This window comes from Acinetobacter sp. CAU_H_S170_2, from assembly GCF_058890445.1.
The window spans coordinates 1,903,834-1,918,912 of the sequence record NZ_JBZYAE010000001.1 but is presented as its reverse complement, the minus strand read 5'-3'; the positions used below and the strand labels follow the sequence as shown (position 1 = coordinate 1,918,912).

The following is a 15,079-nucleotide window of genomic DNA, read 5'->3' as shown; positions in this document are numbered from 1 at the left end:
TTATTGATGCTCATCCGAAACGCGATAACTCACAGTTAACTTATCTTCTTTTAGTTTATAGCCTGTAATTTTGAGCGTTCCAATTTCAGATAAATTTTGGACATGAGTTCCACCATAAGAAAATGCAGGTAAATTCCCAAAACTGACTTCACGGTAGCCATCAGCATTTTGTTGGGTCAGTCTGACGAGTTGACTTGAAATATATTGATTGCATATCTGCTGTAAAGTTTCTAAATCTTGGTTTTCAGAATGGTCTTGTTTGATAAATTGGATTTTGCATTCGTCTGGCCAGTGCTGTGCTTTGGTGGGTTGCCAACCAAAGGCTTGCATCACATGCCCGATTAAGTGTCCTGCGGAGTGTAGGCGACTGTGATAGTGGCGTCGGTTGAGGTCAACTTGAGCCTGTGCCAGACCTAAAGTAATCGCGTGATTAGAATAATGAATAATTTGATCATCTTGCATAGCGACATGAAGCACATCCACACCATTGATTTTACCTAAATCACTAGGTTGACCACCACCTTGCGGATGAAACGGTGTTTGGGCAAGCTGAATGGAAAATCGTCCATCGTCAGTAGGTTCACATCTTAAAATTTCTACCTCAGCCTGAGTGATGTCAGATAGATATAAAGCTTGAGTCATGGTTATCTCTGTCAAAATTTCACAGAAAAGATTATATGAGGCTTAATTATTGATGATAATCTAGTAAAAAATTAAATTACTTTTTCCTCATGAGCACAAATCAAAGTATGGCTTTACTCCAAGAAATGGCTATTTTTGTTAAAGTTGTGGAGACTGGCAGTTTTTCAGAAACGGCTCGACAGCTTGGAAATACACCGTCCGCAGTGAGTAAAGCCATCAGCCGATTGGAACGGGCTTTAGGAACACGGCTGCTCGAAAGAACAACACGAAAATTGCGTTTAAGTGAGAGTGGGAAACAAACGTATGACCATTGTTTAGAGATGGTTAGAGCTGCCCAAGCCGTAATTGAGCATTCAGGCAAATTCAATACTGAACCGAGTGGGACCATTCGGATCAGTGTACCGAAAGCCGTAGGGCATTATCTGATTCATCCGTATATACCCGAGTTTCTTGAACTTTATCCTCAAATAGATATTCAACTGCTGTTGGAAGATCGTTTCATAGACTTTATTGATGATGAAATTGACTTGGCCATACGCATTACCAATGAACCACCGTTAGGCTTAAAGGGCCGACAGCTCATTCGCATTGACCATGTCTTAGTGGCGACAGCCAAGTATTTAAAAAAGAATGGAACACCTCAGCAACCGAGTGATTTAAGCCAACATCAATGTATTTATTTGGGTGAACAAGTCAGTGATTCAAAGTGGAAATTCCAAAAAGGCAATAAAACCACCAGTGTGACTGTAAAAGGACGATATTCGGCGAATCATACGGGTATCCGACTAGATGCGGCTTTAAAGCATATGGGAGTCGCAAGTTTGCCTTATTTTATGGCGAGATATGCTTTAAATAACCAAGCACTGATTCAAGTATTACCAGATTGGCATTTCAAGACTTATTATAGTGGAGATGCTTGGTTACTATATCCACCGACACGCTATTTAGCTCCGAAAATAGAGGTCTTTATCCAGTTTATTGCGCAGAAACTGAGTTTAGAACCCGTCCTAAAAAGTGAAGAGACGCTTGCTTAATTTATTAAAATAGCATCATTCAAAGAGCTTAGAGCATGGCTAATGCTGAGTTAGATAGGTGATGAAGAGTAAACATTGATGATGCATCTTTGAAATAGCCTAAGCAGACTATCGATATTTAAGCCATAGTATATGCATCAAATGTACCGCATAATTTGAATGATTTAATGTTTAAGTTCTAGCGTTGAAAAAGACTTTAAAATGAAATAAGCAATTTAATAAGAGATATGCAATGAAAAAACATCTACTTTATTCTTCTATCTTGGGTTTAAGCATCCCTACTTTGGGCTATGCAGATACAACCAATATTCATGTTTTAAGTGCAACGGTAAAAGATCAAAATATTGCGAATGCACAAGTCATTTTACAAAAAAATGGTGAACAGTCTGCATCAACTTCAACTAATGCAGACGGCCGAGCAACGGTGAACAGTAGCAGTGCGAATGGCGCAGACAATTTATTGATTATCAAAAAATCAGGCTATTCAACACTGGTTGCAAAATGTCCCTGTGATGGTATGACCTATGCTTTAAGTCCTGTATTGAAAGACTTAAACAGTATGCGAATTGTTTTAAACTGGGGACAGAGTCCTTTAGATTTGGACTCGCATTTAAGCTATAAAAATCAACATGTCTATTGGGACAATAAACAAGGGCAAGATGCCAATTTAGATGTCGACGACACAGACTCTTATGGCCCTGAAACCGTAACCATCGATAAACGTTTAGACGGGCAATATTATGTTTATTCAGTGCATGATTATTCAGATCGCGCCAAACCCAATACTGCGAACCTATCGAATAGCCAAGCAAAAGTTATGGTCTATGCTGGCGAGTCTTTGATCCGTTCTTATTATATTCCAACCGGGCGGACAGGGAACTTATGGACTGTGTTCCGCATTAGTCCAGAGGGGGAAATCCAAGATATTAACCGTATTTCGGGGACAACTATTGGCGCAAGCCAAGTTGGTTCAACTGTATCGAGTTATCAAAGCCAAGCGATGCAGTTGCATTCTGTTTCTGTTTCAGCCAACGCACAGGCAAGGGCTAAAGCTCTGAATTTGAAAGCGGATAAAGCGTATAAAAACAATCAATTTGAACAAGCTGCCCTGATTTATCAACAATCCATTGATTATAATCCAAACGTTGGACAAACCTATAGCAATCTTGCTGTTGCTTATCAAAAGTTGAATCGTTCATCTGAAGCATTATGGGCAAATCAAAAGGCGATAGCCTTAGCGTCTAATGACAATACCAAAGCGTATTCACATTACAACATTGGTAAAATTTATGAAAATAATCAGGACTATGTTCAAGCCAAACAACATTATCAATTGGCAAATCAATACAAGCCAAGTGTGACCTATGATGAGGCCATTCAGCGAGTGAGTCGCTAAGTCTATCAATAGAGAATTTGGATTATATTGAATGAATAAAAAAGCACCTGAAGGTGCTTTTTTATCAATACAGACCGATATGTTGTAGAGGTCTCATTTTCAAATGGAAAATCAATTATTTCGGTTCAGTAATCACCGATAACTTCTCTACACCGACACGTTCTATACTGGCTAAAAGTTTAGCCACAGTGCCATAAGGGACAGTTTCATCGGCATTTAGGTTTAATGCTAACTTGCTGTTGGTATTTTTACGCTGTGTGATTTCTTGCTCAAAATTTTCGAGTTTGACTGGGTCTTTATCTAAAAAGATTGCGCCATCAGGTTTTACACTAATCACCAGTGCTTTGTTTTGATCTGTAGATTGTGTCGGTGCAGCTTTGGGTAAGTTGACCTTGACGCTATTGGTTAATAAAGGCGCCGTGATGATAAACACGATCAATAGCACCAACATCACATCGACCAGTGGGGTATCGTGTTTAGTTTAATTTTGGGCACCATTGTAGCCATGATGAGACTGTCTTCATCTTGGTTAATTCGCTCATTGGCATGGGTGTATATCTGGATGTTCAGATCATTACCATTGCTGTTGGTGTTGATTATTCTCTATAACTTTTCTTATTTATATGAATACATTAATGTCGGTGTACCTTTTACCGACACGGTCTTTGCCCAGTTTAAAACCATCAATGCACTAGATCAGTTCTCAACAGCTTTAGTCGGTTTGGTGATTGTACAAAGTGCCTATACCGCGGAAGTCATCCGTGGTGGGATTCTGTCTGTCGATCATGGTCAATTTGAAGCAGCGGCAGCATTGGGTCTGTCATGGTGGCGCCGTACGACGCGCATTATTTTACCACAATCGATTCGCAGTATTATCCCCGCGATTATCAATGAATGTGTGGGCTTATCTAAAGGCACATCAATTGTGTATGTTTTGGCAATGCCTGAACTCTTTTACACAGTACAAATGATCTATAACCGCAACCAAGAAGTGATTCCGTTGTTGATGGTTGCCGCCGTTTGGTACGTAATCGTCACCAGTGTTTTTTCCATAGTGCAATGGTATATCGAAAAAATATTGGCGAAAGGTGAACGGAAATCAGCGATTAATAGCTTTGCTTTTTTCAAGAAAGCGCAGCCACACACAACTCAGCCGCGTATAGGAGCCAGCTATGATAATTAATCAATCAGCATCGCCTACAAATGGTCATATTCAAGTGAGCCATGTATTTAAAAACTATGCGTGACATGCGGCATTACAGGATATTAGTCTTGATATTCCTGCGGGATCTGTCACGGTAATTATTGGTCCATCTGGGTCGGGTAAATCAACTTTACTACGCACGATAAATCATTTAGAACGTGTAGATGCAGGATTTATTCAAATTGATGATGAGTTTATCGGCTATCATAAAAAAGGCGATAAACTCTATGAGTTAAAAGAACGAGACATTTTAAAACAACGTAAATCGGTGGGTTATGTTTTTCAGAATTTTAATTTATTTCCACATTTAAATGTTTTGCAAAATATTATTGAAGCACCCTTAGCACATAAAAAACTTAGTAAAGATCAAGCGATTTTAAAAGCCAATCAATTATTGGGTCTAGTTGGGCTAAGGGATAAAGTTGAAGCATGGCCCAAACAACTTTCTGGGGGGCAGCAGCAGCAGCAGCGTGTTGCGATTGCTAGAGCTTTGGCACTGGACCCCAAAGTAATTTTATTTGATGAGCCAACGTCCGCCTTAGACCCTGAGTTGGTAGGTGAAGTCTTGAATGTAATCAAAAACTTGGCGAAATTAGGTAAAACCATGGTGATTGTAACGCATGAAATTGCTTTTGCACGAGAAGTTGCCGACCATGTGGTGTTTATGGATCAAGGGCGAATTGTTGAACAAGGAACCGTTCAACAAGTTCTGGAACATCCTAAAGAAGAGCGTACTCAAAACTTTTTATCTCGGGTTTTATAAATTTGAGTCTTATTTTTTAATGATATCTATTTTAGTTTTATATATTAAAATCGTTGGTGAATGATAAAACTAACGATTTTTTTATAAGTTTAATTTTGTTGATAAGGTATGATTAAATCCGGCTTTGTTGCACAAACCTATCTCTAAAGGCTTATTCCACAATATAATTCTCAAATGAATAAGCCCACACCTAAAATCTATCGTACAACCAATTGGTCTTCTTATAACAGTGCATTAATAAATCGAGGAAATCTCTCAATTTGGTTTGATCCCAAGACTCAATGGTACGCTCAACCCAAAGGTAAACATGGTCGAAATCAAACTTATTCAGATACAGCCATCCAATGCTGTTTAATGATCAAATCCTTATTTCGTCTTTCTTTACGCATGGTCACTGGCTTTGTGCAAAGTCTCATTCATCTTTGTAGATTAGATTGGACAGCACCAGACTATTCCACCATCTGCAGAAGACAAAAGCATATTGATATTGCAATTAACTATCAAAAAAGCAGTAATGGTCTCCAGCTACTCGTCGATTCTACTGGCTTAAAGTTTCTAGGCGAAGGTGAATGGAAGCGTAAGAAACACCAACCTGAATATCGTCGCCAATGGCGTAAACTTCATATTGGTATAGATGCTGAAACTCTTCAAATACGCGCTATTCAACTCACTACAAATAATGTGAGTGATTCACAAGTGCTTGGTGATTTACTCGATCAGATTCCACAAGATGAGCAGATTGACTCTGTCTATACTGATGGGGCTTATGACACCAAGCAATGCCGTCAAGTAATTGCAGACCGACAAGCACATGCGGTGATTCCGCCAAGAAAAAATGCGAAACCTTGGAAAGATACAAAGACCAGCTCGCTAGAGCGAAATGAATTACTTCGAACAGTTAAACGTTTAGGAAGAACAATATGGAAAAATTGGTCAGGCTATCATCGCAGAAGTCTGATAGAAACCAAGATGCATTGCATCAAATTATTAGGCGATAAACTCCGTGCGAGAAACTTTCAAAGCCAAGTCAATGAGATTCATGCACGTGTGGCCGTATTAAATAAATTTACAGATTTAGGCCGACCTCACACCCAAGTTGCCACTTAAATTTAGATAACTTGGAAGAAGTTTAGCTTTTGAATGTTTGTGCAACAAAGCCGTTTAATTCAGTACTAGATGTATGGGTATCTAAAATAAAAAAAAGTGTGTGTAAAATCAAAATAGTGATTTTGTGGTTTTGGGAGTGGGTTGTACTCAGTGTATAAAATATTGTGTTTTTAAATACAGTATATATAAATTATTGTGATTTTGTTCTCATAAAAAGCCATAAAAAAAATGTGCATTTTCATTCTTAATGTTACATAAAAAAACAATTTTATTTTTAATGTGTATAATTTTAAAAATAGATATCTTTCGATTTGTTAAAAATATTAATTATTGTTATCTATTTGTTTTTTATATAAAAAATAATTTTTAAAACATTGGTTTAACATGTGGATTTTAAAAGGTTTAATAAGATTTTTTAAAAAATCTTAATAATTTTTTGTCAGAATTGAGTGGGTTTATGCAGGTGTATTTTAAAGAATAATAAACTAGTGTAAAAACACTTAGAGAAGAAAGAATTTACTTTTAATACTCATTTTTTATTTAATGAACCATAAGAACATACAGGTTATGAGTAGCTGAAAGTTGTTTAAGTTTAATAAGACTAGAAAACGTTTTTTTATTTTTGGATGGAAATAACAAATCAATACCATTTCAGAGGGTTATTTGTATGGTTACTCAAATTTCAATAGTAGGTAAGGAATCTCATAAAGAAGCTGTGGCTAATATGGGAGGATCAAATAAAGTTCAGTTATCAAAAGAAAACCCTTCGGTAGTCAAGCTTCAGCTAAATAAAGATGATGTTAAGAGTTTTTCAAAAGAAGGGAATGATCTCAAAGTTATTTTAAATAATGGAGAGATTATAACAATTGTTGGTTTTTTCGCATCGGATAATAGTTTAGTTTTAGAAGGTAGTAATGCCTTAATATGGGTAGATTTTGTTGCTAATGGCGATGCTATAAATGCAACATATTCAACTTTGAGTGATATTGAACCTTTACTTTACGATGATAATGGAATGTCTGCATTAGCGTGGATTGCAATTCCATTAGCTGCGGGAGGCATGATAGCTTGGGCAGCAAATGATTCAGATGATGATTCAGGTTCTGGTTCTAAAGGCGCTATAGGTGAAATGGGTGCCACTGGATCTACGGGTGAAACAGGCGCCACAGGGGGAACAGGTGCTACGGGTAATGATGGTGCTACTGGGGCGACAGGAGCGGATGGCGCAACAGGTGCCACAGGAGCAGATGGCAAATCACTTTTAGAGATTTTGATAGATGAGGGCAAGTTACCACCGGGTTCTGATATTAATGACCTGATTGATTACCTCAAAGGTGCAGATGGCGCAACGGGAGCAACAGGTGCGGATGGTAAGTCAGCACTAGAGCTTTTGATTGATGCAGGTGAATTACCACCGGGCTCTGATATTAATGACTTGATTGATTACCTCAAAGGCGCAGATGGCGCAACCGGAGCAACAGGTGCCACAGGTGCAGATGGTAAGTCAGCACTAGAGCTTTTGATTGATGCAGGTGAATTACCACCGGGTTCTGATACAAACGATCTGATTGATTACCTCAAAGGTGCAGATGGTGCGACTGGCGCAACAGGTGCCACAGGTGCAGATGGTAAGTCAGCACTAGAGCTTTTGATTGATGCAGGTGAATTACCACCGGGTTCTGATACAAACGATCTGATTGATTACCTCAAAGGTGCAGATGGTGCGACTGGCGCAACAGGTGCCACAGGTGCCACAGGTGCAGATGGTAAATCAGCACTAGAGTTGCTGATTGATGCGGGTGAGTTACCACCGGGCTCTGATATTAATGACTTGATTGATTACCTCAAAGGCGCAGATGGCGCAACAGGTGCCACAGGTGCCACAGGTGCAGATGGTAAATCAGCATTAGAGCTTTTGATTGATGCGGGTGAGTTAGCACCAGGTTCTGATACAAACGATCTGATTGACTACCTCAAAGGTGCAGATGGTGCGACTGGTGCAACAGGTGCCACAGGTGCCACAGGTGCAGATGGTAAATCAGCATTAGAGCTTTTGATTGATGCGGGTGAGTTACCACCGGGTTCTGATACAAACGATCTGATTGACTACCTCAAAGGTGCAGATGGTGCGACTGGCGCAACAGGTGCCACAGGTGCAGATGGTAAATCAGCATTAGAGCTTTTGATTGATGCGGGTGAATTACCACCGGGTTCTGATACAAACGATCTGATTGATTACCTCAAAGGTGCAGATGGTGCGACTGGCGCAACAGGTGCCACAGGTGCAGATGGTAAATCAGCATTAGAGTTGCTGATTGATGCGGGTGAATTACCACCGGGTTCTGATACAAACGATCTGATTGACTACCTCAAAGGCGCAGATGGCGCAACCGGAGCAACAGGTGCCACAGGTGCAGATGGTGCGACTGGTGCAACAGGTGCCACAGGTGCAGATGGTAAATCAGCATTAGAGCTTTTGATTGATGCGGGTGAGTTACCACCGGGTTCAGACATTAACGATCTGATTGATTACCTTAAAGGTGCAGATGGTGCGACTGGTGCAACAGGTGCCACAGGTGCAGATGGTAAATCAGCATTAGAGCTTTTGATTGATGCGGGTGAATTACCACCGGGTTCTGATACAAACGATCTGATTGATTACCTCAAAGGTGCAGATGGTGCGACTGGCGCAACAGGTGCCACAGGTGCAGATGGTAAATCAGCATTAGAGTTGCTGATTGATGCGGGTGAATTACCACCGGGTTCAGACATTAACGATCTGATTGATTACCTTAAAGGTGCAGATGGTGCGACTGGTGCAACAGGTGCCACAGGTGCAGATGGTAAGTCAGCACTAGAGTTGCTGATTGATGCAGGTGAATTACCACCGGGTTCTGATACAAACGATCTGATTGATTACCTCAAAGGTGCAGATGGTGCGACTGGCGCAACAGGTGCCACAGGTGCAGATGGTAAGTCAGCACTAGAGCTTTTGATTGATGCAGGTGAATTACCACCGGGTTCTGATACAAACGATCTGATTGATTACCTCAAAGGTGCAGATGGTGCGACTGGCGCAACAGGTGCCACAGGTGCAGATGGTAAGTCAGCACTAGAGTTGCTGATCGAAGCTGGAGAATTACCACCGGGTTCAGATACGAATGACTTGATTGATTACCTCAAAGGTGCAGATGGCGCGACTGGCGCAACAGGTGCCACAGGTACGGATGGTAAGTCAGCACTAGAGTTGCTGATCGAAGCTGGAGAATTACCACCGGGTTCAGATACGAATAACTTGATTGATTACCTCAAAGGCGCAGATGGTGCGACTGGTGCAACAGGTGCAACAGGTGCCACAGGTGCGGATGGTAAGTCAGCACTAGAGTTGCTGATCGAAGCTGGAGAATTACCACCGGGTTCAGATACGAACGATCTGATTGACTACCTCAAAGGTGCAGATGGTGCGACTGGCGCAACAGGTGCCACAGGTACGGATGGTAAGTCAGCACTAGAGCTTTTGATTGATGCGGGTGAGTTAGCACCAGGTTCTGATACAAACGATCTGATTGACTACCTCAAAGGTGCAGATGGTGCGACTGGCGCAACAGGTGCCACAGGTGCAGATGGTAAGTCAGCACTAGAGCTTTTGATTGATGCGGGTGAATTACCACCGGGTTCAGACATTAACGATCTTATAGAATACTTAAAAGGTGCCACGGGAGCTACAGGCGCTACGGGCGCGAATGGTGCTGATGGTGCTGATGGTGCCACGGGAGCTACAGGTGCTACGGGTGCTGATGGTGCAACAGGTGCCACTGGAGCTACGGGCGTAGATGGTGCTACTGGTGCTGATGGTGCAACAGGAGCCACAGGCGCAGATGGTGCTGATGGTGCCACGGGAGCTACAGGTGCCACAGGTGCTACGGGCGCTACGGGCGCAACGGGTGATACAGGTGCTACAGGAGCCACTGGTTCGACAGGCGCAACGGGAGCGAGCGGATCTGCGGATTTGATTAATGGCATTACATTAAATGCAGATACCGATACAAACGGAAAATTAACTCAGGGAGAAATTCGTGACCAACAAACAAATACAGTCACGATCACTTTAGGGGCAGATGCTAAAGTTGGGGATACGATAGTTGTTAATGGAACTTTGTACACCTTAACTCAAACTGAAATTGATGCTTTAAAAATAACCGTTCCTGTAACTGTAGTAGATGGTCTGAATTTCATCCGTGTAGATGCTTCTAATACGGATGGACAAACAGAGCTAGATTTCAAATTCTTTGAAGTGCTAGACGGACAATATATTGGTGATGTAAATATCATTAATGATGCGAATGGCAATAATATTATTGATAACAGTGAGCTAGGAAATGGTGGCACAATAGATGTACGCGTCCAGCTTGGTGCAGATGTCCGCGAAGGAGACATCGTTACTTTAGCGGGTCAACCTCCACATACGGTTACAGCAGCAGATTTAGCCAATATGTATGTTGACTTTACTGGTGTTCCAGTCACTCAAGGGCAAACAGAAACGTTGCAGGTTACGATATCAGATGCAGGAGGTGTATTAGACGATGCGTCTAGGGATGTGCAGATTGATGGAGCGGCTCGTAATATTGTGGAGTCTATTGATTTCCCAGATGATTTAGATAACAACAGTACGCTAAATGGACAAGAACTCAATGGTAAAAACAATACACCTGTTCAAATTACTTTAGGAGCCGATGCTCAAGTTGGAGACATTGTTGTTGTTAATGGTGACAAATATGTTCTGAGTGCAACGGAAGTTGCGAATGGAACTTTAAATGTCAATGTTTCGGTACGTGAAGGTCAGAACCCAATCGAAATTAGTGCAACAGATGAGTGGGGTAATGTAGATCGAATTTCTGATGCTATTGTTGTCGATGTTTTACCACCAGCTACACCAACACTTGCACCTACAGCAGTAGATGATGTTGAGCTTCAAACTGGAAATATTGCCAATAATTCTGTGACCAATGATAGCCGTCCTGAAATTACAGGGACTGGTCGAGCTCCGGGTGAAACCATTAACCTTTATGTCAATGGAGCACCAGTCACTGGAGCAGGAACACCAATTATCGTTCAGCCTGATGGTGAGTGGAGTTATACCCCAGCAGCGGATTGGGATGATGATAATTATATTATTACATACACGGTATCGGACACTAACGGGAATACTTCGACTTCGTCACCATCATTAACTTTCGAAATTGATACAGTTGCACCAACAGGCGGCGCTGTTTCAATTGATACGCCTATCGCTGTGGATGGTGTAGTTGACACAACCGAGGCGAGTGGCACTATCACGGTTACAGGAACGCTTACGACTCCAACTGATGCAGCCACTACAACCGTCATAGTTACTGTGAATGGAGCGGATTATCCAGCAATAGTAACGGGCAATACGTGGACAGCCAGTATTCCAGGTAGTCAGTTTGCAGATGGTGCAGGAAATGTATCTGTAGAGGCTGTATTTACAGATGCTGCAGGAAATGCTTCACCTGCAACGGCTGATGCGGCTTATACCCTAGATATTCCAGCCGTACTGAATGACTCTGAACTTGCAGGAGTTGGTTTAAATCCACCTGTTACAGGCAGTACTGTTAAAACAGGTACAAGCCTAACGATGGATCATGCAACAGCGCCAGTCACAGCTGTGGATGGCAATGGTGACCCAGTTACACTTGCTGTAGGTGGCGTTGCTGTGGTTTGGAGTGGGGCAGGAACAGCAGCAAGTCCATTTGTTGCAACGGTAGCAGGTCTTGCAGAACCAGTATTGAGTATCACGATCAATAACAATGGCGACTATACGATTGTTCAAAACCATAGTTTGGATCATGCATTGGCTGGTGCAGACAAAATCACAATTACTGTACCTGTTCTCGATGGTGGTGTTGCGCATGATGTATTGATACTAGACGTTGTAGATGGTGTGCCTACTGCAGCGACAGATAGCACTGCTAACTTAACACAGCAAATTACACAAGGTGCAGATACGCTCGATATCAGCGTACCGCAAACTTACCGTGGCTCTGCTGTTGAAACTTTTGGTGGCGATGCAGAAGGCGCACATGTCAGTAAAGTGACTATCGAAGGAATTGAGTTTACTTATGATGGTACGATAGTGACAACGCCTACTAACTTTGGCAACTCAGGTGTTATTGCCTCACATACTGTAGCGGATGGCTCAGATACGTCTTTAGTGGTGACCACTGTTCGTGGTGAAACCATTACAGTGAATTTGGATACTGGAAACTATACGGTCGAGGTTACAGGCCAAGGTCTAGCGATGAATGAGGCACCTGAGGCGAACATTGCTGGTGCTGGTGGATTACTTGGTGGAGGCATTATCAATGCTGATGCACTGGGCGTAATTGATCTTTCACAAACACAGACCTTTTCAGTTTCAGATGCTAATAATAATTTAGTGAAGGTTGACGCTGGTTATGAAATACAAGGATTAATTGGAGCATTAGATACTGCAGTTAAGGCTGGTATTAGTGCAGCATTGAGTCCTATTCCATTATTAGGCGATATTCTTAGCGATATATTAGGCAGTAGTTTAAGTGCAGTATCAGCATTACTAAATTCTCCATTGGTTAAGGCGTGGGTTAGTGATGCAATCTTGAATCCACTATTAGCGAATGTACAAACTGCATTGAATGGTGAATTAAAGCTTGAATATGATGTTCAGCTTGCTACAGAGTTAGGATTAAAAGTAACAGCTGTTCCTGCAAATAATAGTAATGGTTTCAAAGCTAGTTTAACGGTCGAGTCATTGCAAGCTGGTGTAGAAGTAGATGCCTTAGCCTTAAATCAATTTTTGGGTACAGTTCGAACCACAGATGGCCAAGGCGTTTTAGACTTGCTGGGTTCAGGAGTCCAACTCACAACAAATATGACACTAAAAGCTGAAGATGCAAATGGTGCAGTGGGCTCAGCAACCCCATTGAGTACTTTAGTTGATGTCGATTTGATTACATCAGGTACAGGAAGTACGGTTGGCGTAATCAAAGGTACAGTTGGCAATGATCTTACACTTAATCAAAGTGGCGCGACTACCTCTGTCCAAATCTTTGGTTTAGATGGCGATGACACTATCACTGGCAGTAACTTTGCTGACATTATCCGTGGTGGTACTGGAAATGACACAATTAATGGTGGTGCAGGTAATGACATTATTATTGGTGGCAAAGGTGATGACACGCTTACAGGCGACCTAGGTCGTGATGTCTTTAAGTGGGAGTTTGGCGACCAAGGGACGACTGTTACTCCTGCACGAGATACAGTCACCGACTTTGATATTCGTTCAGTTGCCCAAGGTGGAGACATTATTGATTTATCTGGATTGTTGCCAAATGCAGACCGAGTAGGTACAAGTTCAGTCAACATTGGGGACTATGTATCGTTTGTTGAAGTAGCAGGCAATACAGAAATTCATATCAGCACTGCAGGGAATGGTGGAGTAGATCAAGTTATTGTTCTGCAAGGTGTAACTGGCTTTGTAGGGCAATTTTCGTCTCAAGATGAACTAATTTCTTACTTGCTTAAATCTGGAAAATTGGTGATTGGGGAGCAAACGGTTGACCAAGCTACTTATGATGCCATTAAAACGGATAATGAGCTAAATATTAGTATTGAAGTCAAAGATGGCGATGGCGATACTGATACGCATAACGTGGATTTAACAGTTGGTAGTTTAGAGGATGCCAATAAATATCAACCAGACTTTGATCCAAATAACGTGGCTCCAGAAATTAGCCTAGAAGTATCTACGCTCTTAGGCTTAATCGGTGTAGATGCACTAGGTCTACTTGATCTAAGTCGCCAAGCTTATTCAGTTGTCGATGTAAACAACAACCTGCAACGTGTTGAATTGGTTTATCAACCTGTAGTTAATGTTGGCTTAACACGTGCTTACTTTGCCGTCAGTACAGAGTTGGCTACTGAGCTAGGTTTGAAAGTTACCTCAGTGACAGATGGTGGTTTACTCAATCTACTCGGCTATAGCAATACACTCATCATTACGGCACTAGATGGTGGAACGATTAGCAATTTGGCTATCAATGAGCTTTTAGCAGCAGTTGAAATGCGTGCGGAAGATGGCACATTGCTTACAGGTAATTTGTTAACTACAAATGTACTGAACTCAGTTTCAATGACAGCCATTGATAGTCAAGGTGCATCCTCAACGGAGAGTGGCGGTAGTCTAATTAATATCAACCTACTGGATAACTTCAGTAATGGTAGTGAGTTTATTTTTGAGGGTACGACAGGTGTAGATGCTTTAGACCAATCTACCGCAACCGATGGGGTGCGTTTATATGGTTATGCTGGTAATGACACATTAACAGGTGGTTCAGGCAATGACTTGTTACGTGGTGGCGATGGCGATGACACACTGATTGGTGGTGCAGGGAATGACTTACTGATTGGAGGGTCAGGAAATGACACCTTCATAGGTGGTTTAGGTAGCGACACCGTGTTGTATGAACTACTCGATAATCTAGGTAACGCGCCAACAGGTGGCAATGGAGTCGATACTTGGACTGACTTTACTGTCGGTGCAGGGGCGGACAAAATTGATGTTTCTGCATTGCTTGATGGGCAACAGACTGCGACTAATATAGGTAACTATATCTCTGTGACAACTGATGTGAATGGACATGCAGTGATTGCAATTGACCGTGATGGCAGTGCAGGAGGTTTTGGTAAAGCAGATCTCTTGGTTCTCAATAATATCAATGCTATTGATTTGGGTGCTACTGCTGAGGATCAACTCAAAACACTGTTAGACAATAATCAAATCATTTTCTAAACACGAAGGAAATGAATAAAAAGGATGCTTTGTGGGTTTAAACACAAAGCATCTCTTCTCTATGTATTTGATGAATTGGATATAA

At 41.7% G+C, this 15,079-nt stretch carries 8 protein-coding genes; 6 read left to right on the top strand and 2 right to left on the bottom strand.

Features of this window, described 5'->3' with window-relative positions; genetic code table 11:
- Entirely contained in the window at nucleotides 1-642 is a 642-nt protein-coding gene (locus AC5EUN_RS09395; RefSeq protein WP_010326527.1) for an alanyl-tRNA editing protein, read from the bottom strand.
- An 89-nt stretch (nucleotides 643-731) separates the two neighbouring features.
- On the opposite strand from AC5EUN_RS09395, the gene AC5EUN_RS09390 reads away from it, so the two are divergent.
- Together AC5EUN_RS09390 and AC5EUN_RS09385 are read left to right on the top strand one after the other, a co-directional pair.
- Nucleotides 732-1,676, top strand: coding sequence for a LysR family transcriptional regulator (locus AC5EUN_RS09390; RefSeq protein WP_029574999.1), 945 nt, complete (start codon nucleotides 732-734; stop codon nucleotides 1,674-1,676).
- A 232-nt stretch (nucleotides 1,677-1,908) separates the two neighbouring features.
- Nucleotides 1,909-3,072, top strand: coding sequence for a DUF2135 domain-containing protein (locus tag AC5EUN_RS09385; RefSeq protein ID WP_010326529.1), 1,164 nt, complete (start codon nucleotides 1,909-1,911; stop codon nucleotides 3,070-3,072).
- A gap of 115 nt (nucleotides 3,073-3,187) precedes the next feature.
- Here the strand turns inward: AC5EUN_RS09385 and AC5EUN_RS09380 are convergent, their stop codons facing one another.
- A complete protein-coding gene (locus AC5EUN_RS09380; RefSeq protein ID WP_010326530.1) occupies nucleotides 3,188-3,523 on the bottom strand; it encodes an ExbD/TolR family protein in 336 nt (111 codons plus the stop codon).
- 21 nt (nucleotides 3,524-3,544) lie between these two features.
- On the opposite strand from AC5EUN_RS09380, the gene AC5EUN_RS09375 reads away from it, so the two are divergent.
- The 4 genes from AC5EUN_RS09375 (at nucleotide 3,545) to AC5EUN_RS09360 (ending at nucleotide 14,994) form a co-directional block, all read left to right on the top strand.
- Nucleotides 3,545-4,255, top strand: a complete 711-nt coding sequence (locus AC5EUN_RS09375; RefSeq protein WP_010326531.1) for an amino acid ABC transporter permease — start codon at nucleotides 3,545-3,547, stop codon at nucleotides 4,253-4,255.
- 82 nt (nucleotides 4,256-4,337) lie between these two features.
- Nucleotides 4,338-5,039 carry an amino acid ABC transporter ATP-binding protein gene (locus AC5EUN_RS09370; RefSeq protein ID WP_035330447.1) on the top strand — a complete coding sequence of 234 codons (702 nt, stop codon included), beginning with the start codon at nucleotides 4,338-4,340 and terminating at the stop codon, nucleotides 5,037-5,039.
- A gap of 174 nt (nucleotides 5,040-5,213) precedes the next feature.
- Entirely contained in the window at nucleotides 5,214-6,146 is a 933-nt protein-coding gene (locus AC5EUN_RS09365) for an IS5-like element ISAha1 family transposase (protein WP_004637176.1), read from the top strand.
- Between the two features lie 667 nt (nucleotides 6,147-6,813).
- Nucleotides 6,814-14,994, top strand: coding sequence for a type I secretion C-terminal target domain-containing protein (locus AC5EUN_RS09360; RefSeq protein WP_493352295.1), 8,181 nt, complete (start codon nucleotides 6,814-6,816; stop codon nucleotides 14,992-14,994).
- Nucleotides 14,995-15,079: the final 85 nt, after the last annotated feature.